The sequence below is a fragment of the Nocardiopsis mangrovi genome, assembly GCF_042653925.1.
Lineage (GTDB): Bacteria > Actinomycetota > Actinomycetes > Streptosporangiales > Streptosporangiaceae > Nocardiopsis_B > Nocardiopsis_B mangrovi.
Map to the genome: position 1 here is coordinate 71,354 of NZ_JBHSFQ010000017.1, position 25,296 is coordinate 96,649.

At 72.6% G+C, this 25,296-nt stretch carries 21 protein-coding genes and 1 tRNA gene; 17 read left to right on the forward strand and 5 right to left on the reverse strand.

Annotated features, from left to right (window positions below):
- The first annotated feature begins 30 nt into the window (after nt 1–30).
- From ACFO4E_RS17660 to ACFO4E_RS17705, 10 genes are all read left to right on the forward strand, one after another.
- A complete protein-coding gene (locus ACFO4E_RS17660; RefSeq protein WP_378576191.1) occupies nt 31–1,314 on the forward strand; it encodes an adenylosuccinate synthase in 1,284 nt (427 codons plus the stop codon).
- 55 nt (nt 1,315–1,369) lie between these two features.
- Nucleotides 1,370–2,632 (forward strand): phosphoribosylamine--glycine ligase, encoded by a 1,263-nt coding sequence (gene purD / locus ACFO4E_RS17665; RefSeq protein ID WP_378576193.1) that lies wholly within the window; start codon nt 1,370–1,372, stop codon nt 2,630–2,632.
- Between the two features lie 254 nt (nt 2,633–2,886).
- Nucleotides 2,887–3,156 carry a hypothetical protein gene (locus ACFO4E_RS17670; RefSeq protein WP_378576195.1) on the forward strand — a complete coding sequence of 90 codons (270 nt, stop codon included), beginning with the start codon at nt 2,887–2,889 and terminating at the stop codon, nt 3,154–3,156.
- Entirely contained in the window at nt 3,149–3,778 is a 630-nt protein-coding gene (locus tag ACFO4E_RS17675) for a DUF6879 family protein (RefSeq protein ID WP_378576196.1), read from the forward strand. The genes ACFO4E_RS17670 and ACFO4E_RS17675 overlap by 8 nt, the downstream gene beginning before the upstream one ends.
- 89 nt (nt 3,779–3,867) lie before the next feature.
- Complete coding sequence (locus ACFO4E_RS17680; protein ID WP_378576198.1) at nt 3,868–6,267, forward strand: ATP-binding protein; 2,400 nt, start codon at nt 3,868–3,870, stop codon at nt 6,265–6,267.
- A 162-nt stretch (nt 6,268–6,429) separates the two neighbouring features.
- Nucleotides 6,430–7,737 carry an adenylosuccinate lyase gene (purB, locus tag ACFO4E_RS17685; protein ID WP_378576200.1) on the forward strand — a complete coding sequence of 436 codons (1,308 nt, stop codon included), beginning with the start codon at nt 6,430–6,432 and terminating at the stop codon, nt 7,735–7,737.
- Between the two features lie 22 nt (nt 7,738–7,759).
- The gene (locus tag ACFO4E_RS17690) at nt 7,760–8,452 is read left to right on the forward strand and encodes a hypothetical protein (RefSeq protein WP_378576202.1); all 693 of its coding nucleotides are present in this window, start codon (nt 7,760–7,762) and stop codon (nt 8,450–8,452) included.
- A gap of 67 nt (nt 8,453–8,519) precedes the next feature.
- Nucleotides 8,520–9,413, forward strand: coding sequence for a phosphoribosylaminoimidazolesuccinocarboxamide synthase (locus tag ACFO4E_RS17695; RefSeq protein WP_378576204.1), 894 nt, complete (start codon nt 8,520–8,522; stop codon nt 9,411–9,413).
- Nucleotides 9,414–9,810: 397 nt separating this feature from the next.
- Nucleotides 9,811–11,118 carry a UDP-N-acetylglucosamine 1-carboxyvinyltransferase gene (murA, locus tag ACFO4E_RS17700; RefSeq protein ID WP_378576205.1) on the forward strand — a complete coding sequence of 436 codons (1,308 nt, stop codon included), beginning with the start codon at nt 9,811–9,813 and terminating at the stop codon, nt 11,116–11,118.
- Between the two features lie 250 nt (nt 11,119–11,368).
- On the forward strand, nt 11,369–12,634 hold the full coding sequence (locus ACFO4E_RS17705) for a transcriptional regulator (protein ID WP_378535910.1): 1,266 nt from the start codon (nt 11,369–11,371) through the stop codon (nt 12,632–12,634).
- A 189-nt stretch (nt 12,635–12,823) separates the two neighbouring features.
- Here ACFO4E_RS17705 and hisC read toward each other — a convergent pair whose 3' ends face one another.
- Entirely contained in the window at nt 12,824–13,912 is a 1,089-nt protein-coding gene (hisC, locus tag ACFO4E_RS17710) for a histidinol-phosphate transaminase (RefSeq protein WP_378576207.1), read from the reverse strand.
- A 109-nt stretch (nt 13,913–14,021) separates the two neighbouring features.
- Between hisC and ACFO4E_RS17715 the strand changes: the two genes are divergently transcribed.
- Both ACFO4E_RS17715 and ACFO4E_RS17720 read left to right on the forward strand, forming a co-directional pair.
- A complete protein-coding gene (locus ACFO4E_RS17715) occupies nt 14,022–14,750 on the forward strand; it encodes a hypothetical protein (protein ID WP_378576208.1) in 729 nt (242 codons plus the stop codon).
- A gap of 482 nt (nt 14,751–15,232) precedes the next feature.
- Complete coding sequence (locus ACFO4E_RS17720) at nt 15,233–16,612, forward strand: AAA family ATPase (protein ID WP_378576210.1); 1,380 nt, start codon at nt 15,233–15,235, stop codon at nt 16,610–16,612.
- A gap of 172 nt (nt 16,613–16,784) precedes the next feature.
- On the opposite strand, the gene ACFO4E_RS17725 is transcribed toward ACFO4E_RS17720, so the two are convergent.
- Entirely contained in the window at nt 16,785–17,810 is a 1,026-nt protein-coding gene (locus ACFO4E_RS17725; protein WP_378576212.1) for a MauE/DoxX family redox-associated membrane protein, read from the reverse strand.
- A gap of 3 nt (nt 17,811–17,813) precedes the next feature.
- On the reverse strand, nt 17,814–19,022 hold the full coding sequence (locus ACFO4E_RS17730) for a hypothetical protein (RefSeq protein ID WP_378576213.1): 1,209 nt from the start codon (nt 19,020–19,022) through the stop codon (nt 17,814–17,816).
- Nucleotides 19,023–19,439: 417 nt separating this feature from the next.
- Between ACFO4E_RS17730 and ACFO4E_RS17735 the strand changes: the two genes are divergently transcribed.
- From ACFO4E_RS17735 to ACFO4E_RS17755, 5 genes are all read left to right on the forward strand, one after another.
- Complete coding sequence (locus tag ACFO4E_RS17735) at nt 19,440–19,958, forward strand: SigE family RNA polymerase sigma factor (RefSeq protein ID WP_378576215.1); 519 nt, start codon at nt 19,440–19,442, stop codon at nt 19,956–19,958.
- A 62-nt stretch (nt 19,959–20,020) separates the two neighbouring features.
- Nucleotides 20,021–20,109 (forward strand) — tRNA-Ser (locus tag ACFO4E_RS17740).
- Between the two features lie 235 nt (nt 20,110–20,344).
- Nucleotides 20,345–21,499 (forward strand): sensor histidine kinase, encoded by a 1,155-nt coding sequence (locus ACFO4E_RS17745; protein WP_378576216.1) that lies wholly within the window; start codon nt 20,345–20,347, stop codon nt 21,497–21,499.
- Entirely contained in the window at nt 21,496–22,155 is a 660-nt protein-coding gene (locus ACFO4E_RS17750; protein ID WP_378576218.1) for a response regulator, read from the forward strand. Before ACFO4E_RS17745 ends, ACFO4E_RS17750 begins: the two co-directional genes overlap by 4 nt.
- Before the next feature lie 348 nt (nt 22,156–22,503).
- Nucleotides 22,504–22,755: a PLDc N-terminal domain-containing protein gene (locus ACFO4E_RS17755; protein ID WP_378576220.1), complete on the forward strand. Its 252-nt coding sequence runs from the start codon at nt 22,504–22,506 to the stop codon at nt 22,753–22,755.
- Nucleotides 22,756–22,787: 32 nt separating this feature from the next.
- Here ACFO4E_RS17755 and ACFO4E_RS17760 read toward each other — a convergent pair whose 3' ends face one another.
- Both ACFO4E_RS17760 and ACFO4E_RS17765 read right to left on the reverse strand, forming a co-directional pair.
- Nucleotides 22,788–24,176, reverse strand: coding sequence for an alpha/beta fold hydrolase (locus ACFO4E_RS17760; RefSeq protein ID WP_378576221.1), 1,389 nt, complete (start codon nt 24,174–24,176; stop codon nt 22,788–22,790).
- On the reverse strand, nt 24,173–25,123 hold the full coding sequence (locus ACFO4E_RS17765; RefSeq protein WP_378576223.1) for a LysR family transcriptional regulator: 951 nt from the start codon (nt 25,121–25,123) through the stop codon (nt 24,173–24,175). Before ACFO4E_RS17765 ends, ACFO4E_RS17760 begins: the two co-directional genes overlap by 4 nt.
- Nucleotides 25,124–25,296: the final 173 nt, after the last annotated feature.

Below are 25,296 nucleotides of genomic sequence, written 5' to 3' on the forward strand. Positions count from 1 at the left end.
TACCGAGCACGGATGAAGAGGTAGACGCGGATGCCGGCGATCACGCTCGTTGGGGCCCAGTGGGGCGACGAGGGCAAGGGCAAGGCCACCGACCTTGTCGGCAACCGCGTGGACTACGTGGTGCGGTACCAGGGCGGCAACAACGCCGGCCACACCGTGGTCATCGGCGACCAGAAGTACGCGCTGCACCTGCTGCCCTCCGGCATCCTCTCGCCGGACGTCGTGCCGGTCATCGCCAACGGCGTGGTCATCGACCCGGGGGTGCTGTTCGAGGAGCTGCGCGGCCTGAACGAGCGCGGCGTCGACACCGGGAACCTGCTGATCTCGGCCAACGCGCACCTGATCATGCCCTACCACCGGGCACTCGACAAGGTCAGCGAGCGCTTCCTCGGCAAGGGCCGCATCGGCACCACCGGGCGCGGCATCGGCCCCACCTACGCCGACAAGATCTCCCGGGCGGGCGTCCGCGTGCAGGACATGTTCGACCCCAAGATCCTGCGCCAGAAGATCGAGCTGGCGCTGCACGACAAGAACCAGATCCTCACCAAGGTCTACAACCGGCGCGGACTGGAGCTGGAGCAGATCTACGAGGAGTACCTGGGCTACGCCGAGCAGCTGCGCCCCTTCGTCGCCGACACCTCGCTGATCCTGAACAAGGCCCTCGACGACGGCAAGACCGTCTACCTGGAGGGCTCGCAGGGCACCCTCCTGGACATCGACCACGGCACCTACCCGTTCGTCACCTCCTCCTCGCCCACGTCCGGCGGGGCGTGCGCGGGAGCGGGCATCGGGCCCACCCGCATCACCAAGGTCGTCGGGATCCTCAAGGCCTACACCACGCGCGTGGGGTCGGGCCCCTTCCCCACGGAGCTGCACGACGAGCAGGGCGAGTGGCTGCGCCGCCAGGGCGGCGAGTACGGCGTGACCACCGGGCGCAACCGCCGCTGCGGCTGGTTCGACGCCCCCATCGCCCGCTACGCCACCCGGGTCAACGGGATCACCGACTTCTTCCTGACCAAGCTCGACGTCCTCTCGGGGCTCGACCGCATCCCCGTCTGCGTGGGCTACGACGCCGGCGGCACGCGCCACGACGAGATCCCCATGACCCAGACCGACTTCCACCACGCGGTGCCGGTCTACGAGTACCTCGACGGCTGGAACGAGGACATCTCGCACGCGCGGTCCTTCGACGAACTCCCCAAGAACGCACAGACCTACGTGCGTACCCTGGAGGAGATGGCCGGGGCGCCCATTTCCGCCATCGGCGTCGGCCCGGGGCGCGACCAGACCCTGGAACTCCGCTCGCTGGTGTGACCGGCCTCCCGGCCTCCTCTCCCGACCTCCCCACAACACACAAAGGGTCCCCGAAGTGAAAGCCCTTGTCCTCGGCGGCGGTGGCCGCGAGCACGCCCTTGTCCGCGCCCTGTCCCTCGACCCCGGGGTGACCGACCTCCACTGTGCTCCCGGGAACCCGGGCACGTCGGAGCTCGCCGACAACCACGTCATCAACGTGCTCGACGGCCTCGCCGTCACCGAGCTCACGGCGCGCATCCGCGCCGAGCTGGTGGTCATCGGGCCCGAGGCGCCGCTGGTCGCCGGCGTCGCCGACGCGCTGCGCGAGCGCGGCATCCCGGTGTTCGGGCCCGACCGCGACGCCGCGCGCCTGGAGGGCTCCAAGGCGTTCGCCAAGGAGGTCATGGAGGCCGCCGGGGTGCCCACCGCGCGCGCCCGGGTGTGCCGGTCGCCCGCGCAGGTCGGCGAGGCCCTGGACCTGTTCGGCCCGCCCTATGTCGTGAAGAACGACGGCCTGGCGGCGGGCAAGGGTGTCGTCGTCACGACCGACCGCGCGGCGGCGGAGCTGCACGCGCGCGAGTGCGGGCGGGTGGTGATCGAGGAGTACCTCGACGGACCCGAGGTGTCGCTGTTCGTGCTCAGCGACGGCTCGCACGCGGTGCCGCTGCTTCCGGCGCAGGACTTCAAGCGCGCCTTCGACGGCGACGAGGGCCCCAACACCGGGGGCATGGGCGCCTACACCCCGCTGCCGTGGGCGCCGCCCGGCCTGGTCGACGACGTCATGGCGTCGGTCGTGCGGCCCACGATCGCCGAGATGGCGCGGCGCGACATGCACTACCAGGGGCTGCTGTACGTCGGTCTGGCCCTGACCGCCAAAGGGCCGCGCGTGGTCGAGTTCAACGCGCGCTTCGGCGACCCCGAGGCGCAGGTGGTCCTGGACCGCCTGGCCACGCCCATCGGGTCGCTGCTCCAGGCCGCCGACACCGGGGGGCTCGGCGGCATCGACTCCCTCGACTGGCGCCCGGGGGCGGCCGTCACGGTGGTCGTGGCCGCCGCGAACTACCCCGGCGATCCCCTCAAGGGCGACCTCATCACGGGGCTGGACCGGGCGGGCGCGGTCGACGGCGCCTACGTCCTCCAAGCGGGCACGGCGTGGAGCGGGGCGCGCGACATCGTCTCCAGCGGCGGCCGCGTGCTGAACGTCGTCGGCACGGGCGACACCCTGGCCCAGGCGCGCAAGCGCGCCTACGAGGCGGCGGGCAGGATCGAACTCCGGGGCTCGTTCCACCGCACGGACATCGCCGAGAAGGCCGCCAAGGAGCAGACGGACGCGGGCTGACCCGCGGTACGGGCCGTACGGCCCGCAAGGGGGCGGCGGAGCCGATGTCCGGCACCGCCGCCTTCGGCGTTATAAAGTGCCCCGCAACCGCGATATGCGGTGTGGAGATCACTTCGATCGATCTTTTATTTTGGACGATCCGAAACCCTCATTTCGGAACTGCATTCAATATCGCGACGCGGGACATTGCTACGCACGGTAAATGCTTCTATGCTTCGAGAAAGATGCGGTCCGGCATATAGGTGGAGGCACGCATGGCACGCCCATGGGAAGCCGATCCGTCGGCGGAATTCGTCCAGCGGCTGGGCAAGTCGGCCGAGGAGAGCGGAAACTCCTTCGGGACCAAGGGATGCCCCGACATCTGGAAGCTGACCAACGGCGATGTCGCCGTGATCGGACGCGATCTCACCTCAGCATATGCATCCCGCCTCCCGGGCGGCGTCGCACTCGCGCCCGATGAGCGCCTGGTCGTCATCCCCGGAAACATGCTCATCGCGGCGAAGCCCGATATCGCCGATGAATGATCCCCGCGCTCTCGAACTCGATCACTCGATCGGTGAACGTCTCCCACTCGACGACTACGACGTCGACTTCGATCGGCGCGACAGCGCGGTCACGGGCCGCGCATCCTGGAAGTTCGAGCGCCTTCAGCACTTTCGCGAACTCGACAACGAAAGCTGGGATGCCTTCGACCGAGGCGACTGGGACGAATCCCTCCGCCTCATGGAAGAGATGCGCGACGGGCTGTCGGAGGTCATAGACGCGGAGAAATCCCGCGGCAACCCTTTCTACCGTGTGCGCGTCGTCACGGAACCGCTTACGCCGTACCTTCAATGGGAGCTGCACGGCCTCCGGTTGCAGGCCGAGTGCGGCCGCCCGACCCGGGTCATCCGGGACGACGTGATCCGCCCTTTGGAGAACGAACGGTTGCTTCCCGAGGTGGTCGTCCTCGGCGGGCAGACCCTCTATGAGGTCGTCTATTCCGAATCCGCACTTCTCGACGGGGCGGTCCGGTTCACCGATCCCGAGATCGTACAGCGCTGGGAGGCGTTCATCGAAAAGCTCTACAAGGGCGGGGAGGACGTGATCTCCTACACCGATCGGTATGTGTCCCACTTGCCTCCCCCGCGGGCCGCGGTCGACTGAAGGAGGGGGCGGTGTCCTACACTGACGATTATGTGTTCCAGCTGCCTCCCCCGCGAGCGGCGGTGGTCTGAACAAGGCGATCGCCACCGGTGAAAGGCCCCGATGACGATCGCCCCAGCGGACCGCATTCGGATATGTCCGGGTCGGCACGTGACATCGTGCAGGCCGGCAGTGTCAGCGGAGGGGTTCACTTCCACGGCGACCCCGGTCGCTCCGGCGACGGGCCACGGCCTCGGCAGCTCCCTGGTGACATCCGCACCTTCGTCAATCGCACAGCGGAACTGAGTGAGCTCAACGCCATTCTCACCGGCGACGACGGCGACCACCGCGTCATCAGCGTATGCGTCATCGCCGGCACCGCCGGATCGGGAAAGACGTCCCTGGCCCTTCGCTGGGCCCACGAGGTGGACGACCGTTTCCCCGACGGCCAGCTCTACATCAATCTGCGCGGCTACGACCCGGGCGAACCGGTCACCGCGCACGATGCCCTGCGCCGATTCCTAGCCGCCCTCGGTGTCGCCCCGGAAAGGGTCCCGGCCGACACCGACGACGCCGCGGCGCTGTTCCGTTCCCTCCTCGCCGACCGGCGCATGCTGGTCCTGCTCGACAACGCCGGCTCGGTCGCTCAGGTGCGACCGCTGCTGCCCGGCAACTCCCGCTGCCTCGTCGTCGTCACCAGCCGAGGACGGTTGTCCGGCCTGGCCGTCCACGACAGCGCACACCGCATCACCCTCGGGACCCTGCCCGAGCCTGAGGCAGTGGCCCTGCTGCGCGCGGTGACAGCGGGTTTCCGCCCCGACGACGACGACGCCAAACTCGCCGAACTCGCCCGGCTGTGCGCCCGCCTGCCGCTGGCCCTGCGCATCGCTGCCGAACGCGCCGCCACCCACCCGCTGATGGGGCTGGACGAGCTCATCGGCGATCTGCGCGATGAATCCGCCCTCTGGGACGCCCTCGACATAGGCGACGAGGAGGAGGCCGGTGCGGTGCGCTCGGTTTTCTCCTGGTCCTACCGGGCCCTGCCCCCGGACGCGGCCCGCCTGTTCAGGCTCCTCGGCCTCCACCCGGGCCCCGAATTCGGCATCCCGGCGGCGGCGACCCTCGCCGATCTCACGGTCCGCCGCGCGCGCCACCTGCTCGACGTCCTGACCGGGGCTCATCTGGTGGAGCAGACCGCTCCCGATCGGTTCGAGTTCCACGACCTTCTCCGCGCCTACGCCGCCGGCCAAGCCCGGCATGACGAGGCAGTCGAGGAGCAGAAGGAGGCGTTGCGTCGCCTCCTCGATTGGTACCTGCATACCGCCGACGCCGCACAGAGCCACATCGGCCCCGCAGAGGAACTGGTGCGGCCCGACCCACCCGGTGAAGGCGTCACACCGTTGACGTTCGCCGACTACGACCAAGCGGTCGACTGGTCCGAGCGTGAACACGTCAACTTTCTCCCTGCCGTCCGTGCCGCTGAGCAAGGCGGGTTCGATCGTCACGCGTGGCAGTTGCCCGCCGTGCTGTGGAACGCCCAGGTGCCGTCCACCATGGTCAACGACTGGCCGGTCATGGGAGAGATCGGCATCATGGCCGCTCGTCGGCTCGGCGATCGGGCCGCGGAAGCAGCATTGCTGGACAACCTCGGGTACGCGCACACCCACTTCCACCGTTTGACCGAAAGCCTGGAAAGTCAGTCGGCGGCGTTGGCGATCCGGCGTGAGTCGGGAGACCGCCGGGGCGAAGCGATTTCACATAACGCTCTGGGCCTGACCCAACTGCGACAGCGGCGGCTCGACGATGCCGAAGCCCACCTCGCGCAGGCCGTCGCCGTCTTCGGTGAGCTCGAGGAGTCCTATTGGCTCGCGATATCCCAGTCCAACCTCGCCGAAGTCCATCATGGGCAGGGAAAACTCAACGAGGCCCACGAGGAGGTCCGCCAGAGCCTTGCCGCGCATCGGCGGCTGGACGACCCGCAATCCGTGGCCAACGCACTACACATCCTCGGCGCGGTGCAACTTGCTCTTGGGGAACAGGGCGACGCGTTGCGCTCGGCGGCCGAGGCGGTCGAGATCGCTTTGGAACTCCGCGACCACGTGGAGGAGGGCTACTTCCTCCTTGGCCTCGGCGACGCTCAGCAGGCGCTCGGACACTTCGGTGACGCCCTGACCTCCTACCAGCGCTCCGCGACGCTCCATCGCCGCCAGGGCTCCCGCAGCCGCGAAGCACACGCCTGGCACGGAGCGGGCGAGACCTACCGGCGCATGGGCCGCCACGACGAGGCCGCCGATTTCCACCGGCGTGCCGCCGCCGTCCACCGGGAACTCGGGGACCCCTGGAACGAAGCCGTCACTCTCGATGGGCTGGCTGAGGCGCTGGTGCCCGACCGCCCCGATGAAGCCCGTCGCCATTGGGCCGAGGCGCTGCGGCTCCTGGCCGGATACGACGACCCGCGGGCGGTGTGGACACGCGAACGCGTCGAGGGGCGGATCGCGGCGATCGGCTGACGACGATCGGCCGGTCGAAGGCTTTGGGCCTGGTCGCCCCTCCGAACGGCACGGGCGCCGATTCCCCCTGCGCCCGACCCCGCCGGCCGCGAGCGCGCACCGATTCGGCCTCCCGCCCCCTCCGGGTGCGGACGGACCCCCGGCACCTGCGAAAATGGGGGGGTGATCGAGCGCTACACCCTCCCGGACATGGGCCGCGTCTTCAGCGACGCCCACAAATACGAGCTCTGGTGCCAGGTCGAGACCCTGGTCCTGGAGGCCCACGCGGACGCGGGCACCGTCCCCGCCGACGCCGTGGAGCCGGTGCGCACGGCACCGCCGCCCACCCCGGAGCGGGTGGCCGAGATCGAGGCGGTGACCCAGCACGACGTCATCGCGTTCCTGACCGCCTGGGCCGACAACACCGAGCCCCGTGAGGCCGCCGCCTGGGTCCACCTCGGCATGACCTCCTCCGACCTGCTCGACACCGCTCTGGCGGCGCAGCTCGTCGAGGCCACCGACATCCTGCTCGCCAAGACCGACACGCTGGTCGCCGAGCTGCGCGACCACGCGCTGCGCCACCGCGACACGCTGCGGGTGGGCCGCACGCACGGCATCCACGGCGAGCCCGACGTGTGGGGCCACCGCGTCGCCGACTTCGCGTTCGGCATGGCCCGCTCCCGCGACCGGCTGCGCCGGGCGCGCGAGGCCGTCGGCGTGATGGCGATCTCGGGCCCCGTGGGCACCTACTCCAACATCGACCCCGCGATCGAGGCGCACGTCGCCGACGCGCTCGGGCTGAAGGCCGCCGACGTCTCCACCCAGGTGGTGCTGCGCGACGGCATCTCGGAGTGGGTGTCGTCCCTGGCGATCATCGCGACCGTCTGCGAGGCCATCGCCCTTGAGGTGCGGCACGGGCAGCGCACCGAGGTCCGCGAGCTGTGGGAGCCGTTCGGCAAGGGGCAGAAGGGCTCCAGCGCCATGCCCCACAAGAAGAACCCGATCATGTCCGAGCGCATCTGCGGCATGGCGCGCAACGTGCGGGCGCAGATCGTGCCGGTGATGGAGGGCATCCCGCTGTGGCACGAGCGCGACATCTCGCACTCCTCCACCGAGCGGATCTCGCTGCCCGACGCCGCCATCGCGACCGACTACCTGCTCGACCTCACCACCCGGCTGGTGACCGGCCTGGTGGTCGACACCGAGCGGATGCGCGCCAACCTCGACTCCACCCACGGCCTCATCTACTCCTCCACCGTGGTGTCGGAACTCATCGAAACCGGGGCCTCCCGCGAGGACGTCTATGCTCTCGTGCAGACCGCGGCCATGCGCACCTGGGAGACCGGCACGCCGTTCCGCGAGACGCTGCGCGACGAGGCCGCGGAGCGGGGGGTCGGGCTGGACGAGGCCCGGCTCGACGAGGTCTGCCGCCCGGAGCGGTTCGTGCAGCGGCTCGACCGGGTGTTCACCCGCCTGGAGAAGCTCGGCTGACACCGGCGAAGGGAGTCCTTCCGTGAGAACCGACCAGTACACCGACGTGGTGCGCAGGCGCCTCCACTCCACCCGGGCGCGGGTTCTGGAGGACCAGCAGGTCGGGCCGGGCACCGCGCTGGTCGGTGTCCGCTCGGAGAACGTCGCCCTGACGCCGATGAACATCTACATCGTGGTCATCCAGGCCGACTTCGCCCACGGCGCGATGGTGCGCGACTTCTGCCGGCACGCCGACGCCTACGCCAAGCGCATGGCGGGCGGCGGGGTCGGCTGGGTGAGCGCCGCGAGCACCATCGCCGCCGTCGTCGCCGGCGGCTCCGACCCGGAGGCCCAGGCGTTCGCCGGGCAGCAGACCCAGGTCGGGTGGGGGACCACGCTGCGCCCGGTCCTGGTCGACCTGGGCACCGGCAACGTCGTGTGCTGGCTGGGCAACCAGTTCGTCGGCGCGCTCGCCATGAGCACCGTCAACACCAACGTCCGCTCGCACTTCCCGCTCCCCGCCGATGCGCGCGCCGAGATCGGCGGGCCGCCGCCCGCCCCCCACGGCCGTCCGGCTCCCCCGCCGCCCCCGCCGCCCGCGCCGCAGCAGGGCGGGTATCCGCCCGCCGGGCCGCAGCACCCCTACGGCCCGCCCGGGCAGCAGCGGGCGCCCTATGGAGGGCCGGGCGGGCCGCCCCAGGGCCCACCGCCCCCGGGCCCCTACCGGCCGTACTGAAGCGCCCTGCGGCCCGCAGAGAGGGGCGGTCCGCACCGCCTCCGCCCGATTCGCGAAAGAAGAGTCCATGAGCGGCTTCGTCGACACGCCCGTGCCCGCTGACGTCCCGGGCCTAACCCACCTGCACACCGGGAAGGTCCGCGACCTCTACGCCACGGCGTCGGGCGACCTCGTGATGGTGGCCAGCGACCGGGTCTCGGCCTTCGACTGGGTGCTGCCCACCGAGATCCCCGGCAAGGGGAGGCTGCTCACCCGGCTGTCCCTGTGGTGGTTCGAGCGCCTGGCCGACCTGGTGCCCGCGCACGTCGTCTCCGACACCCCGCCGCCCGGCGCACCCGCCGACTGGGCCGGGCGCACCCTCATCTGCCGCAACCTGGACATGGTTCCGGTCGAGTGCGTGGCGCGCGGCTTCCTCACCGGATCGGGACTGGCCGAGTACCGCGACTCCGGTGCCGTGTGCGGCATCCCGCTGCCCGCCGGGCTGGTCGACGGCTCCCGGCTCGACCGGCCGATCTTCACCCCCGCGGCCAAGGCGCGGGTCGGCGAGCACGACGAGAACATCTCCTACGAGACGGTGGCGGCCGAGCACGGCGACGCGCTCGCCGCGGAGCTGCGCGACCGCACGCTGGAGCTCTACGAGCGGGGCCGCGCCCTCGCCGAGGCCGGGGGGATCCTGCTCGCCGACACCAAGTTCGAGTTCGGCCGCGGTGCCGACGGCGGGCTCGTCCTCGCCGACGAGGTCTTCACCCCCGACTCCTCGCGGTTCTGGCCGGCCGAGGAGTGGAACCCGGGGCGGCCGCAGCCCTCCTTCGACAAGCAGATCATCCGCGACTGGCTCATCTCGCCGGAGTCGGGCTGGGACCGCGCGGCCGACACCCCTCCCCCGCCCCTGCCCGAGGCGGTCGTGGAGCGCACCCGGTCGCGCTACGACGAGGTCTACACGCGCCTCACCACCGCCTAGCGCCCGCCGTGCCGCACCAGCCCGGCTCCGGGGCCGGAGGTCCCCGGTGATCCCCGCCACGATGGGCCCGAGCGCAACCTGTAGGACATACAGTTGTATTCGTCCTTTGCCGGTCGGTCCCGCCTTCGCTGAATCACAAAGGACGTTCACACAAACCCCCATCAGTCGGTCAAGCGTGGCATCTGAGCGTGATCGCCTCCCCCGTCGGCCGCATGACAATGGCATCAGCGGGCACACGACGTGTAGTGCCAAGAGGGTGACGCCGACCGCGGACGCGGTATCGGGCCGATCCCCGGTCCGGCGGAACGCTGGACGCGGTGTGCGCGTCCGAACACATGCAGACCGGTCTGACCGATTTGTCGAGCACGACCCTTACATCCGCCTCACGAAGGAGCACATGAGCATGGGCCAGGAGGTTCGTTACCGCGTCCGTGGCGGCCGTCCCCTCAACGGGACGGCGTTCATCCAGGGTGCGAAGAACGCCGTCCTGCCGATGATCGGCGCCGCCCTGCTCGCGGCCAAGGGACGCACGGTGCTGCGGAACGTCCCGATCATCGAGGACGTCCACCGCGCTCTGGAGCTGGCCGAGCACATCGGCGCGAAGGTCGAGTTCCACGAGACCGAACGCACCGTCGTGATCGACGCCTCCCAGATCAACGACCCCGCGCGCGCCGTTCTGCCGGCCGACATCGCCGCCCGCTTCCGCGGTTCGGTGCTGTTCGTGCCCGCCCTCATGCACCGCATGGGCCAGGCGCGGATCGAGGGTGTCGGCGGCTGCAACCTCGGCAGCCGCAAGCTCGACTTCCACTACCGCGGGTTCGCCCGCCTCGGCGCCGAGGTGACCGAGGACGAAGAGCGCAACCACATCAGCGTCAAGGCCGGCAACCTCAAGGGCGGCCACCTCTACCTCGACACCCCGTCGCACACCGGCACCGAGAACCTGATCATGGCCGCGGTGCTGGCCCCGGGCACCACCGTCATCGAGCACGCGGCCCTGGAGCCCGAGGTCCTCGACGTGATCGAGTTCCTCACCCGCATGGGCGCCAGGATCTCCGGCGGCGGCACGGGCTTCATCACGGTCGAGGGCGTCAAGGAGCTCACGGCGGTCGAGCACACCATCATGAGCGACCGGATCGACGCCGGCGTGTTCGCGATGATGGCCGCCGCCACCGGCGGCGAGGTCAGCCTCGTCGGGGCGCACCTGGAGCACCTGGGCGTCGCGCGCTGGAAACTGGAGCAGATGGGCGTGGAGTTCGCCCAGCAGGGCGCCGTCCTGCACGTACGCCGCGACCCCGACTCCCCGCTGCGCCCGATCAACGCCGTCACCTCGCCCTACCCGGGCTTCGCCACCGACCTCCAGTCGCCGCTGATGGCGCTGGCGACCCTGGCCGCGGGTGAGAGCTACCTCCACGAGGCCATCTACGACGGCCGCTTCGCCCTGGCCGACGAGCTGAACAAGATGGGCGCCAAGATCGAGGTCGACGGCACCCGGGCGATCGTGCACGGCACCGCCGAGACCGCGCTGCGCGGCACCGACGTGGTGGCGCACGACCTGCGGACCGGCGCCGCGCTGGTGCTCGCGGGCCTGGTGGCCGAAGGCGAGACCATCGTGGCACCGGGCTACCTGGTCGACCGCGGTCACTCCCAGTTCGCATCGCGTCTGGCGGCTTTGGGCGCCGATGTCCATCGTGAGGTGACCGCTTAACCACCGGTTTCCCGGTCGGGGCCGGGGTGGGAGGGAGACCTCTCACCCGGGCTTTCGGCGTTCTGTGTGAAACGATCTTCATTGGCCCCGCACAATGGGTACGATCTCGGCAATCATGCCGTGACAGAAAACAGGTTCGGGAACCAGTGGGCGCACATAGTGAAGAGCGTGGAATGGTAGCGGGGAGCAGCCCGAGGTGAGTGCGCAGCGTACTGGCGATTTGACTATTGGTGTCATCGGGCCCCACGAGGTGGTCGAACGGGTCATGCTCATGGGCCCCGGCTCCACAGGGCCGCTCAACGCCAGACTCATCGCCGCCGCTTATCGAGACGAGCAAGAGGCGACCGACAAGGTGCTGCGCCTGGGGTCCGCGATCGACGCGTATCTCTTCGCGAGCCCGGTCCCCTACGAGTTCGCGCGTAAGGCCGGGGTCCTGACGATGCCCGCGACCTACGTCCCGCTCGGCGGGGCCAGCCTGCACGAGGCCCTCCTGCGGGCCACACTCGACGAGAGATTCGACCCCACGCGGGCCAGTCTCGACGTCCTGAGCAGGACCGACGTCGTCGAGGCATATTCCGAGGTCGACCTTCCCGTCGACGGAATCCATGTGCACGAGGAGCTGACGAGCACGGCACAGCTCACCTCGTTCCACGAGGGCCTGTGGCGGCGCAAGGTGACCCGTATGGCCATCACCTGCGTTCGCGGGGTGGCCGAGCGCCTGGAGGCCATCGGCGTGCCGGTGATGCGCCTGCGCCCGACCAACGCCGGTGTCCGCAGCGCGCTCCAGACCGCGGGCCTGCTCGGCGCCCACCACCGCCTGGAGGAGGCCCAGCTCGGGGTGGTGGTGGTCGACGTCCCCACCCTGCGCGACTCCACCCGGCGCTCCACGCCCCGCTACTGGCGCGATGAGCTGCGGCTGGCCCTGCACCGGCTGCTGCTGCAGGAAGCCCACCGCATCAACGCCACGGCGCACCCGGTCGACGACCACACCTTCATGATCACCGCGACGCGCGGGTCGCTCGTCACGGCGACCGAGGGGTTCCGCCAGCCGCCGTTCGTCGAGCGGATCAAGGCGGAGCTCGGGATCGCGATCGAGGTGGGGATCGGCATGGGCCGCACCACCCAGGACGCCGAGACCCACGCACGCGCCGCCCTGAGCCGCGCCCAGGCCACGCGTCAGAGCTTCGCGGTCGACCGCGAGGGCCGGTCGCTGGTTCCGGCGCAGCGGGCACCCCAGCGCCAGTCTCCCGAGCCGCTGCGCACCAAGGGCCGCGAGACCCTGATGCGGCTGTCGGAGAAGATCGCCGAGGAGGACGGGCCGCTGGTGGTCGACGCGGAGAACGCCGGGCGCATGCTCGGGGTGACCCCGCGTACGGCGCGCCGGCTGCTGCGCACCCTCGTCGAAGAGGGGCTGGCCTGGCCGCTGCCGCCCAACCGCACGCTCCAGCCGGGGCGCCCCCGGCAGCTCTACCGGCTGATCATCGAGAAGCTCGACAAGGACAAGGCCGGAAAGTAGCCGCCCGGCGACGAGGGAAGCCATCGGCGTGAAGGCGACCCGCGAGTCGGGCGGAACCCCCGTCGAGCGTGCCCGCAGGGGCGCCGCGACGAGGGCGGCAGGTACCTTCCAGCGCCCCGCCGGCCGCGCGCGGACCACCGGCGGGGAGGAGCGGTGCCCTCTCCCCGCCTCCGGCGTTCCGGGGCGGCGTCAGCCGCCGTTGCGCTCCGGGTAGGCGCGGGCGACGGCCAGGAAGGCGTCGTTGTCCTCAGGGGTGCCGATGCTCACGCGCAGCCCCTCGCCCGCGAACGGGCGCACGGCCACCCCGGCGGCCTCGCAGGAGCCGGCGAAGTCGAGGGTGTCGGGGCCCAGCCGCAGCCAGACGAAGTTCGCCTCGGTGGGCGGCACGGTCCAGCCGTCGGCCAGCAGGGCGTCGCGGACCCGGTCGCGCTCCGCGACCGTGGCTGCCACGCGCTCCAGCAGCTCGGCCTCGGCGTCCAGCGACGCCAGGGCGGCCGCCTGGGCGACGTGGTTGACCGCGAAAGGGACCATGGTCTTGCGCACCGCGGTGGCCACGTGCGGGTGGCCGATGAGGAACCCGACCCGCAGGGCGGCCAGCCCGTATGCCTTGGAGAACGTCCGCAGCACGGCGACGTTGGGGCGGTCGCGGTAGAGGTCGACGCCATCGGGCACGGCGGGGTCGCGGACGTATTCGCGGTACGCCTCGTCGAGGACCACCAGGACGTGATCGGGCACCCGGTCCAGGAACGCGGTCAGCTCCGCCTCGTGGACGACCGTGCCGGTGGGGTTGTTGGGATTGCACACGAAGACCAGGCGCGTGCGGTCGGTGATGGCGGCGGCGAGCGCGTCGAGGTCGTGGGTCTCATCGGCGAGCGGCGCCGTGACCGACGTGGCCCCGGAGAGCTCCGCGAGCAGCGGGTAGGCCTCGAAGGAGCGCCAGGCGTAGGCCACCTCGGCGCCGGGCTCGGCGGTGGCCTCCAGGAGCTGCTGGAGGATGCCCACGGACCCCGCGCCGACCGCGACGTGGTCGGCGGGGACGCGGAAGCGGTCGGCGAGCGCGGCGGTCAGCTCGGCAGCGCCTGAGTCGGGGTACCGGTTGAGCTCGGTGGCCGCCGCCGCGACCGCGTCGAGCACCGAGGGCAGCGGGCCGTAGGGGCTCTCGTTGGACGAGAGCTTGACGGACCGCCCGCCGGGCCCGGCGACGCTGCGCCCCGGCTTGTAGGGCGGGATGGAACCGAGCACCGCCCGGAGATACGCCGAATTCCGCTCCGACACCATTGTCCTTCCTCGATACTCTGTGCAAACCCAAGGCTACGTTCGGCGACGAGGTTTCGGAAACGTGCCTGTCACCTCAGCGGCAATATCGCACAGAACAGGAAATACCACCATGGAGCATCCCCTGCGACCGCGCCCGGCCGCGGCATCGGCACTCGCCTGCGCCTGGCTGCTCGCCGCCGCCACCGCCTGCGGCACCGCGGGCGGGGGCGGGGACACCGCCGATCAGGAGTCCGGTTCCGGCGCCGACGCGGCCTCCGCTCTGTCCACCGCCCAGCTCGTCCAGTTCGGCGAGGCGAAGGTGGTCCCCGAGCGCAGCGAGCAGGGCGTCTACGGCGAGCTGGCGACCGTGCGCCAGACCGACAAGCTGCGCGAGGTCACCGAGCTGGACAAGCCCGGCTGCCTCGACTCCATCAACCAGTGGGGGCGGCTGCCCGAGGTGCGCGAGGCGGCGGCGTCGCTGGCCACCTTCGCCCGCGGCGGCGACACCATCTCGCACCTGCTGATCGACGCGCCCGCCGGGACCGCCCAGGAGGCCGTCGACACCGCACCGCCGGCCGAGTGCGACTCCTACACCGCCACGATGCAGGACGGGACGACCTCGTCGTACCGGGTGACCGGCATCGACCTGGAGCAGGTCGGCGACGCCTCGCGCGCCTTCGTCGTGGACACCGAGGTGGGCGGCGACTCGATCTCGCTCTACACCCTGGTCTACCGCAACGGCGACGTCCTGGGCACGACGTCCGTACTCGGCGCGAGCGGGGACAACGACTTCGAGACCCTGCTCACCGACTTCACCAACGCCGCCCTGGAGCGGGAACGGGAGATCCTCGACCGCTGAGCCGCGCCCGCGGGACACGGGCGCGGCGGCGGGGACCGCACCGTGCCCTCCCCGCGCGCTCCCCGCGCGCGGCACCCCTGCCGGGGCGAAGGGGCGGCGTCCGGCCGCCGCACGGGACCGCGGGGCGACCGCGCCGACGCGGCCTGCGCGGCGGCCGGCGCCCGGGGACCGGGGCCGCGGAGGACCGCGCTCCCGGAGGCCGCCGGCCGGCCGGTCCCCCGCCCGGGACGCCGAGAGGCCGCCTCCGCGCCCTTTGCGCTCCGCGACGGCGTCCCACGGAACGCGTACGGCGGGGGCGGACCCTCGCGCCTGAGTGGCGGACGCCGCCGCCACCTGCGCCGGCCGGCGTCCACGGCGGGTACCCGCGGGCCGGCGACCGCACCGGCGCCGCATGTCGGGGAGCGGCCGGGTGGCGCCGGATCGGGGGATCCACTAAAATCTTCATATCGAACATGCGTTCGATGATGAAGGGGGTGGGGGGCATGACCACGGCAGCGCACGTCCCTGGTCGGACGGCGACCCGGCCCGGCGGGGCCGGGCGCGCCCCCCACTCCTCCTCCGACGACCGCCACGCCCTGCGGCGCGTCGACTGGGCCGCACCGACCACGGCCGCGTTCTACCGCTCCCTCGAAGCCGCGCTGGAGCCCGTCGGCGAACCCGCGGGCCTCGACCCCGTACGCAACCCCTTCGCCCCGGGGGCGGGACAGCGCCCGCCCGAACTCGCCGGGCGCGAACGCGAGCTCCAGCGGTTCGGGGTGGTACTCGAACGCGTGGCGCGCGGACGCCCCGAACGCGGCGTGGTCCTCACGGGCATGCGCGGCGTGGGCAAGACCGCGCTGCTCAGCGCCTTCCGGACCATGGCCGCCCGGCGCCGGTGGGGCACCGGCAAGGTCGAGGCCCGGCCCGGCCGGCCCATCCGCCCGCAGCTCGCGGCCGCCTTGGGCGGCGCCCTGCGCGACCTCGCCCAGCGCCACCGGGCGCCGGAACGCGTCGACCGCGCCATGAGCGCGCTCGCGGCGTTCGCGGGCGCCCCCGCAGACCGCCCCGGCACGGATGACCGGGGCCGACCGACCGGAGCCGGCCCGGAGCCCCCCGCCCCCGTCCGCGGCCGGGCCGGCTCCGTCGGCCCCGGGAGCGACCTCACGGATCTGTTCGCCGAGTCCGCCGCCATCGCCGCCGACCTCGGCACGGGCATCGCGCTGTTCATCGACGAGATGCACGACCTCTCCGCCGACGACCTCGCGGCGCTGTGCACCGCGTGCCACGAACTCGCGCAGACCGGCGGGCCGCTGATCGTCGTGGGCGCCGGGCTGCCGCACCTGCCCGCGCTGCTCGCCGACTCCCGGAGCTACGCCGAGCGGCTGTTCCGCTATGCGCGCGTCGGCCCGCTGGGCCGGGCGGCCGCCATCGACGCCCTGGTCGTCCCGGCGCGGCTCGAAGGCGTCGCCTTCGAGCCCGGCGCGCTCGACTCGCTCTACGAGGTCTCCGGCGGGTACCCGTTCTTCGTCCAGACCTACGCCAGGGCCACCTGGGACGTCGCGCTGCGCAGCCCCATCTCGGCCGGTGACGTCGCGGCGGCGGTGCCCGACGCCGACGACGAGCTGGCGGCGGGCTTCTTCGGCGGCCGCTATGAGCGCGCCACCCCGGCCGAGCGCTCCTACATGCGGGCCATGGCGGCCATGGGCGACCGCCCGGTGCGCGCCGCCGAGGTCGCCACCGCGCTGGGCCGACCGCTCGCGGCCCCCTGCCCCGCTCTCGACTCCCTGATCCGCAAGGGGCTCGTGCACAGCGCGACACGCGACACCATCGCGTTCACCGTCCCCCACTTCGGCCGCTACCTGCGCCTGAGGCGCCACTCGTAGGCGATCCCCCACGGGAGACGCGCCAAGGCCACCGTCCTCGATCCCGGACCACGGCATTCGGCGGTCCACTGACGGCCCGCGCGACCGACCGGGCTCGGCGCACCCGTTTCCGGCCGGCCCGGCCGGCGCCTCTGTGCGCGGACCGGCCCGGTCCCCCGGAACATCATCCCTGTCAGCCCTGGACGCTCTCCTCCTCGGGGAGTTGCACCCGCTCCTGCTGCGGGACGTCGATCCGGACGGGCTCCCCGACCGACTCCCCGACCGGCTCTTCGACGGGTTCCGGCTCGGGCGCCGGCGCCGGACCCGACGGCCCCGCGGCGGGGACCACCGGGATGACCGTGCGGGTCGGGCGCGGCGGCACCGGGTCACGGGACGACGGAAGGGCCGGCCCCCCGGCGACCTCGCCCAGGACCGCCAGCGTGGACCCCGTGACGGCGTCGCTTATCACCGCGCGGATCGCCGGCCTGCGCCCCTGGACGGGCACCCCGAACACCATGTCCACCGGGCGCCCGTCGCGGCGCCCGGTGAACCGGAGCATCCGCCAGCACCCCTGCCGCCACGCGTCGTCGGGCTCATTGGAGCCGAGCATCCACGCGTTGGCCTGCCACACGTCGCTCGCCCGCAGCCGGGAGAGCGAGCGGGCGAGCGGGACCTCGCGCAGCTCGCACGGCCGCCCGCGCACCGCCCCCCACGCCGGGCCGGTCAGCTCCGGCGACAGCAGCGCGAAGGCCAGCACCTCGGCGGCCAGCAGCCCGCCGTGCGCCGGGGTGAACGCGGCCAGCACGTCGATGCCCGAGACCCCGAGCCCCAGAGTGACCGCCGCGGCGGCACCGAACAACACGGTCCGGGTGATGGTGCGCCACCCCACGGGCGTCGTGCTCAACCCGCCGAAGCAGCCGCAGCCCAGCTCCGGGTGGCGCCGGGCGGCGGCCACGACGACCACCAGGCCGACCGCGAACAGCGCGGCGGCGGCCGCGCGGGCGATGTCGCCCAGCGGCCCGGCGACCACCAGCAGCGCCACCCCCAGCAGCACCTCCAGCACACCATTGGCGGCGGTGACGGGGCGGCGCAGGCCGAGGGGGAGCAGAGACGCCGGTCCCTGGCCGCGGGACGATCGGTCCGCGAGCTTGGCGACCGCCCCCAGCAGGAGCGCCGCCACAAGGACGGGCAGTTGGATCTCTCGGAGCAGGTCGGTCACCGGTCACCCCACGGTCATCGTCGCGTTGAAGCATCCCGTCTCGGGATGCCCTCCCAGAGCGATGAAGCTGGACAGGGTCAGCATCGCGATCCGTCCGCTCTCACCGTTCCCGCCGGTTTCGCAGGCGGCGCAGCGGTCGCAGAAGTGACCGGTGGCCGCGGCGCAGTCCACCACGGCCAGCGCACCCGATTCCCCGGTGCAGTCGTTGCGCAGGGCGAAGGAGGTCCCGCGCGACATCAGGGGGAGGGCGAGGCAGGGGTCGGTGTCGTCGCAGCGGGGCTCGCCACAGGCGCCCGGCTCCAGAGCGGGGTAGGCGGCGCCGGAGAGCCGCGCACGGGGGTCCTCGTGGGTGGCCGCCCCGTCGACGGGGTCGTACCAGCCGACCGGCCCGGATATGCGGCGGGTGGAGACCGCCGCTGCCGGGGGGAGCGGTTGCAGCCGCCGCCACCAGGGGCGGCGGTCGGGCCGGGGGTCCCCGGCCCGTTCCAGCCGGACGGCGCGCATGCCCGCAACGGGACCCGACCGCCCGGGTTCGGCCGGCGGACCGGCGGGCGGGGAAGGATCGGGCGACGCCGCGGTGGCCGGATCTGCGGGGTCGACGGGCCCCACAGGGTCGGGGAGGGCCGCGCCGGACGGCGTGTGGGCGCCGCGGCGCCGGCCGCGGGGGCGCGGGGGCGCGTCCCACACGGGGAAGGGCGGCTGGGTGGTCGCGGGGACGAGCGCCCGCAGCGCGCCGTCGTCCCACACGCCCACGGCGTCGAACAGGTAGCCGGGTTCCAGCACGGGGTGGCGCACGCCGATGCGGCCGGAGGCCCGGTAGGGGATCTCGACGCCGCGGTGCGGGCGGCCGTGACCGGGGTCGATGTCGAGCGTCGTGTCGCCGGAACGTGCGGCGATCACGCCGGTGACCCGGGCGATCCGGGCCCAGACGCGTTCGGCGACCCAGCGCCCGCCGGGGCGCAGCCGGACGATGACGTCGTCGCCCGCGCGCAGGTCGGCGACGCCCGCCTCGCGTCCGCACCAGAACGTGGTGGAGGCGTCGATCAGGAACCGCTCCTCGCCGTGCGGCGTGGCCACGCACAGAAGGCCGGGGGTGGCGTCGACGACCGCGCCGCGCGCGGTGCGCGCCCAGGCGTCATCGGGTTCGGGGGCGGCGGCGTCGCCGAGCAGGGCCGCGGTGAACCTCCAGCGGTCCCCCACATCTGCCGACATCACACAACCTCCGCCCCTGTGTCCCCATCCATTCTCACGCCGCCGGCGCCCGCTCGCTCGCCACACGCCGCGCGGCCGGGAATCTTGTCGGCCCGCGCTACGCCGGGCCCGTCCCCCACGGCCGCCCGCGGGATGCGGGCGGAGCGGCCCTGGGAAAAATGCCGACCGAAAAGAACGGACGAAACACCCGGGAGCGGACAGGAGCGAAATACCACGCCCACACCGAAGATCACCCGAAATCGCCTGTGGCCACTGATGTTCGGATTACTGCCGATCGCCGGGTTTGTCGGACCGTGGCCCGGGGCAGCCCTCACGATTACACCCCGCGTGCAACAGTGAGAACCCAGATACGGCTGTGATCGAGGGCACGTTCCGCAGTCCGCGCCGCCGCGCGGACGCATCCGGGTCGGTGATCATGTGGCGGACACAATCGGAGGCCCCAGGCACGAGGAGTTCTCGACCTACGTCGCCGCACGCGGCCCGGCGCTGCTGCGCATGGCCCAGGGCATCACGGGCAACCGCTCCGACGCCGAAGACCTCCTCCAAGCCGCACTGATCAAGACGTTCTTCGCCTGGGACCGCATCGCCAACCCCAAGGCGCGTGACGGCTACGTGCGGCGCGCGATGGTCAACACCCAGATCTCCGAGTGGCGCCGGCAGCGGCTCACCGTCCACCCCACCGACGACATCCCCGAGCAGCGCGTGGACGACCCCACCTGGAAGAGCGACCTCGCCGACGTCGTCCACCGCGCCGTCGACCGGCTCCCCGAACGCCAGCGCGCCACCGTCCTGCTGCGCTACTACGAGGACATGACCGAGGCCCAGATCGCCGACCGCATGGGCGTCACGATCGGCACGGTGAAGAGCACCCTCTCCCGAGCGGTCGCCAAACTCCGCCTCGACGCCGACCTCACCATCGAACGCACCACCTCCTGACTCCCCCGACCCGCCTCCGTTTTGCACGCGCACCCCCGGGCTGGGTACTCTTATCCCAGCCAGGAGGATTCGCCTAGTCCGGTCTATGGCGCCGCACTGCTAATGCGGTTTCGGGGCAACTCGATCCGGGGTTCAAATCCCCGATCCTCCGCAGGTCAGAAGGGGTTCCGTGCATCGCGCGGGGCCCCTTCTGCGTGCCGTGGTCGCATCTCCGGTCGCCCTCGCCTCCGCGACCGCGCCGTTCCGCCCGTCCCGGGGGCGGCCGGCAGGCGGGCCTACGCGGGGTGACCCCGGGGCGGCGCCGGGCGGCCCTGCTCCGCCGGACCGCCTGGCGGCCGCCGCCATCGGCGCGCGGACCGCGATTCCGCGACCACTACACTTCCCCGGTGGACGATTTCCGGCGAATCACCGAGCTGTGGCACAGGATCGACGTCACGCTCAGGGATCTCCCGCTGGGGTTGGTGATCCTCGCCGCGTCACTCCTGATGGAGCCCTACGGGACCGGAACCCAGCTCGGCGCGCTGCCGACGCGGCCGCTCGACTCGCTGGCCGTCGTCGCGGCCGCCATGCAATGCCTCCCGCTCGCCCTGCGCCGGCGGTGGCCGATCGTCTGCCTCACCGTGGTGTTCCTGGGCTTCTCCCTCGACCAGCTGCGCGGCTACCACCTGTTCGCGGGCACCACGCTGCCCATCGCGCTGCTGAGCACGGCGGCCCACCTGGAACGGTACCGGCGTACCACCGCGGTGGTGTTCTCCGTGGCCTTCGTGCCGCTGGCGGTCGTGATCTGGCTGCTCGAACCCGGTTACCCGCCGGCCGAGTTCGTGATCTTCTACCTGGCGCTGGCCTTCGTGTGGGGGATCGGGTCGTGGCTGCGCTCCACCCGGCTCGCGGAGGCCGAGCACCGCCGCCGCGTCGCCGCCGAGACCCGGGCCGCCGAACGCACCCGCATCGCCCGCGAACTCCACGACGTCGTGACCCACCACGTGACCGCGATGGTCGTTCAGACGGAGGCGGCACGCTATCTCACCGCTTCGCCCGATCGCCTCGACCAGACCCTGACCGCGGTCACCGACACCGGGCGGCGGGCCATCACCGACCTGCGCCACCTGCTGGACCTGCTCAACCCCGACCACGGCACCGAGGCGAGGACACCGTCGCGCGGCGAGGTCAGCACCCTCGTGGAGCAGACGCGCCAGGCCGGGCAGCCGGTGGAGTTCGCCGAAGAGGGCACGGCGGCGCAGTCCGGCGGCAGCGCGGAACTCGTGGCCTACCGGGTCGTGCAGGAGGCCCTGACCAACGCCCTCAAGTACGCCAACGGCAGCCGCACCGCGGTCCGGGTGCACCACAGCGAACAGGAGATCACCGTGGAGGTCCGCACCGACGGCTCCGGATCGAAGACGGCGTCCCCCGGCGGGAGCGGGCGGGGGCTCGCCGGCCTCCGCGAACGGGTCGACATCCTGGGCGGCGACTTCAGCGCCGGCCGGGAGGGGGGCGGCGGCTTCACCGTGCGGGCGCGCATACCCGCGGGGAACCCCTCATGACCGCGCCGATCCGGGTCCTGGTCTGCGACGACCAGGTGCTGATCCGCACCGGGCTGGTGACGATCATCGATGCCCAGCCCGACCTGGAGGTCGCGGGCGAGTGCGGTGACGGGCGGACCGCGGTCGACCTCGCCGGCCGGCTGCACCCGGACGTCGTGGTGATGGACATCCGCATGCCGGTGCTCGACGGCCTTGAGGCCACCCGCCTGCTGGCCGGTGCCGGGGTGGAGCAGCCGGTCAAGGTGCTCGTGGTGACGACGTTCAACCTGGACGAGTACGTCTACGAGGCGCTGCGCGCGGGGGCGAGCGGGTTCCTGCTGAAGGACGCGCCGCCGGCCCAGCTGCTGCACGGCATCCGGACGGTGTCCACGGGCGCGGCGCTGCTGGACCCCGAGGTCACGCGTCAGCTCGTCGGCAAGTACGCCGCCCGGATCCGGCCCACCGAGGACGCCCCGCACGAGAGCCCGCTGACCCCCCGGGAACTCGAGGTCCTGCGCCTCATCGCGGACGGCCGGTCCAACAGCGAGATCGCCGCCTCCCTCGTGATCAGCCAGGAGACCGTCAAGACCTTCGTGTCGCGCATCCTGACCAAGCTGGGCCTCCGCGACCGCGTCCAGGCGGTCGTCTACGCCTACCGCCGGGGCCTGGTGACCTGACCCGCGACGACCGCGGGGACCGGCCCACGGGAGGCGGGCTCCCGGGGGCGGCCGGCCCGCCGCTCGGGCCGGCCGCGGAAATCGCCGTTCGCTTCGCGGGCAACGTGGTTCGGCCGCCCGGCCGCCGGCGCCGGCGTCGGCACGGCCCGACCCCGGTGCCGGTGCCGGGTGCCGCGGTCGGCCCCACCGCTCCTCCGCCTGCGCACGCGCCGACGATCGGATGCGTTCAGGGCCGGACCACCGACTTCCGTCGTAGTGGGAAGTGGTTCCGCGGGCCGACGCGCCGAGCAGGGGCGATTCCCTAGCGTTGAAAGCGACGCTGAACCCGAACGGAGGGAACTCCACACCATGATCGCCTTCGAATCCCTGCTCGACGACCCCGGCATGTTCCTGGGCGGGGCCGCACTGATCACGGCCGGCCTGTTCGTCGTCGCGTACTTCATCTTCATCATCGCCGCGTTCATCAGCAGCCTGACCTCCGAACTCGAGTTCGGTATGAAGCTGGTGTGGGCGCTGTTCATCATCTGCGCGCCGTTCCTCGGCGCCCTGTGCTGGTTCCTGATCGGAAAGAGGAACGCGGCCGTCACGGCGCGGTGGTGACGCCGCCCGAGCGGCTCGGCCGCCCGGAACCGTCACCGAGCCGGCGCCGGGGGCAGGGTGATGGAGGCGCAGATCCGTCGCCAGACGGGGGTGGCCGGGTCGATCACGTCGAAGTGGTCTCCGGGGCCTTCGATGACGGTCACGTGGTCGGCCGTGGCCGATGCGCGTGCGGCGTGGGCCCGGCTCATCTCCAAGAGGTCGGGGTCGTCGCCCGTGCAGCAGACCACCAGCTGCGGGACGCCGAGCGGCAGCCGGTGGGTGGGTGAGGCGGCGGCGTAGACGTCCGGGAGGGCGTCGTGACGGCCGCCGAGTGCGCTCGACACCGCGCCCTCGCTGAGCCACCGCCGGTCGCCCAGTGGCAGATCGAGGACGCCGGCGAGAGCGACGGCGAGCGCCGGACGCACCCGTGCCGCCGCCCGAGCCCGTGCCGGTGCCGGTGTAGGGGTCGGCGCCACAGCCGGGGATCCGGGGTGCGGCGCGGCCGTGAGGGCGGGGCCGGGGGCCGGTGCGGCGCCTGCGCGCGGGTCGGTCGCCGCGTCCGCTGCCGCGCGGAGGGCCAGTTGGGCGCCTGCCGAATGGCCGAGGACGACCACGCGCTCCAGGTCGAGCCGGCGTACCTCCGGGATCGTCGCGACGGCGGACAGCGCCGTGGCGACGTCGGCCGTCGTGGCGGCCCACCCGTGCTCGTCGGGTCGGCGGTACTCGATGTTCCACGTCGCATGGCCCCGGGCCGTGAGGTCGGTCGCCGCGGCGTCCATGAGGTCGGCCGCCCACCGCGAACGCCAGTACCCGCCGTGGACGAGCACCGCGACGGGGAACGGTCCGTCGCCCTCCGGCATGCGCAGCTCCGCGCGTTGCTCCGGGTGGTCGCCGTAGGCGTGCGTCGCAGCGGGGTGGAAGCGGCGGTGGTACCAGCTCTCGACGGCGAAGCGCAGGCCGTCGAGCCCGCGCCCGCGAATGTGCGCCACGACCTCGGGGGACGGATCGGGCGGGCACGGGCCGAAGTCGACCCGGATCACACCGGCTCCCCAGTGCGGGGGCGCGCCTTCCGGTCCGGGAACCACGATGGCCACCATGGCCACCGCGTTCGCGTCCTGTTCCACTGCCGCGCCCGTTGCCGCTTCCACCTCCGCGCGCGTTCCCGCGTCCGTTCCCGGCTTCGCCCCCGCGGTCGTGTTCGCGCCAGTCTCCGCGGTCGCGGCCGGGGCCGCCTCCGTGTGCGCACCCGATCCCGTGGCGGCCCCGGCCGACCGGATGAGGCGGTGCATCTCGTCGGCGGAGGCGGGGAAGACCGGCTCACCGGCCAGGCCCCTGGCGCGCAGGGCGCGTTCGGTGATCTCACGCGCGGTCTGCTCGTGCGTGAGCGCGCCCGGTGCGATGACGATGAGCGGCCCGCGGCCGCACTCAGGGGTGGGGTTCACGGCCGGGGCTCCTGTCTTTGAAGGCGCGGGGTGGACGCGGTGGACGGGCTGTGGGCCGGGGGCAGCTCGGCGATGAGGGCGTTGACGAAATCGGGGATCCGCGGATCGTGGCGGCGGCCGATCATGGTCTGGATCTGGGCGCGGCGCTGCTCGAAGATGGGGTGGTCCAGCCGGACGTGCACGACGCCCTCGATCGGCCGGTTGCGGGCACCGAGCTCGCTGGTGATCGCGACCCCGCCGCCGGACCTGGCGAACTCGTAGACCGCCGCGGCGCGGTCGCATTCGAGGACGGTGTGGAAGTCGAGCCGCTCGATCCGCGTGGCGGCGTCGAACAGCTCGCGCTGGCTCGCCCCCTCGGCGGAGAGCGCGAGCGGGTACCCGCAGAGTTCGGCGAGGCCGACGTGCGGACGCTCCGCCAGCGGGTGCCCGGGCGGCACCACCGCGTACACCGGCATGACCGCCGAATACTCGACCCGGACCGTCGACTGGTCGCCGATCGCGTAGGTGGCGCCGATGTCGGCCGACCCCTCGGCCACGCGGCGCGTCGCCTCCTCGCGGCCCACCACGTCCAGCCGGAAGCCGATCGTGCTGTGCGTCCCGCGCAGCTTGGCCATCGCGTGCGGGACCACGCGGTAGGCGAACCCCTCGGTGCACGCAACGGTGATGGTGCGCGGTTCCGCGGTGTCGATGCCGCGCATCTCGGCGAGCAGCACCGACGTCTCCATCTCGTTGCGCCGGACGTGCACGAGCAGCCGGTGGCCCGCCTCGGTGAGCGTCATGCCGCGGGTGTGCCGCTCGAACAGGGCGACGCCGATCTCGGCCTCCAGCTTCGCGATCTGCCGGCTGATGGCGGAGGGGGCGATGAGGTGGGCGGCGGCGGCCTCGGTGATCGACCCGGTGCGGGCGACCTCCCGGAAGTAGGTCAGGGCCGGAGGCGTCAGCGGCATGGACGACACCTCTTCTGCGGCGCCGCGGGTGCGGGCCCGGCCCGGCCCGATCGGCGTCCCTCGCGCGACGGCCCGGAGGCGACCCGGCCGCCGCATGGCCGACGGCCCCCGGACGTCGGCACGGACGCCGGCCCGACCCCGCATGCCCGACGGCCCCCGGATGACGGCGCGGG

Coding starts and splice junctions, on each gene's coding strand:
- ACFO4E_RS17660 (WP_378576191.1), top strand. CDS start 31: ATGCCGGCGATCACGCTCGTTGGGGCCCAGTGGGGCGACGAGGGCAAG.
- ACFO4E_RS17670 (WP_378576195.1), top strand. CDS start 2,887: ATGGCACGCCCATGGGAAGCCGATCCGTCGGCGGAATTCGTCCAGCGG.
- ACFO4E_RS17675 (WP_378576196.1), top strand. CDS start 3,149: ATGAATGATCCCCGCGCTCTCGAACTCGATCACTCGATCGGTGAACGT.
- ACFO4E_RS17695 (WP_378576204.1), top strand. CDS start 8,520: ATGAGCGGCTTCGTCGACACGCCCGTGCCCGCTGACGTCCCGGGCCTA.
- murA (WP_378576205.1), top strand. CDS start 9,811: ATGAGCATGGGCCAGGAGGTTCGTTACCGCGTCCGTGGCGGCCGTCCC.
- hisC (WP_378576207.1), bottom strand. CDS start 13,912: ATGGTGTCGGAGCGGAATTCGGCGTATCTCCGGGCGGTGCTCGGTTCC.
- ACFO4E_RS17715 (WP_378576208.1), top strand. CDS start 14,022: ATGGAGCATCCCCTGCGACCGCGCCCGGCCGCGGCATCGGCACTCGCC.
- ACFO4E_RS17720 (WP_378576210.1), top strand. CDS start 15,233: ATGACCACGGCAGCGCACGTCCCTGGTCGGACGGCGACCCGGCCCGGC.
- ACFO4E_RS17730 (WP_378576213.1), bottom strand. CDS start 19,022: ATGTCGGCAGATGTGGGGGACCGCTGGAGGTTCACCGCGGCCCTGCTC.
- ACFO4E_RS17750 (WP_378576218.1), top strand. CDS start 21,496: ATGACCGCGCCGATCCGGGTCCTGGTCTGCGACGACCAGGTGCTGATC.
- ACFO4E_RS17755 (WP_378576220.1), top strand. CDS start 22,504: ATGATCGCCTTCGAATCCCTGCTCGACGACCCCGGCATGTTCCTGGGC.
- ACFO4E_RS17765 (WP_378576223.1), bottom strand. CDS start 25,123: ATGCCGCTGACGCCTCCGGCCCTGACCTACTTCCGGGAGGTCGCCCGC.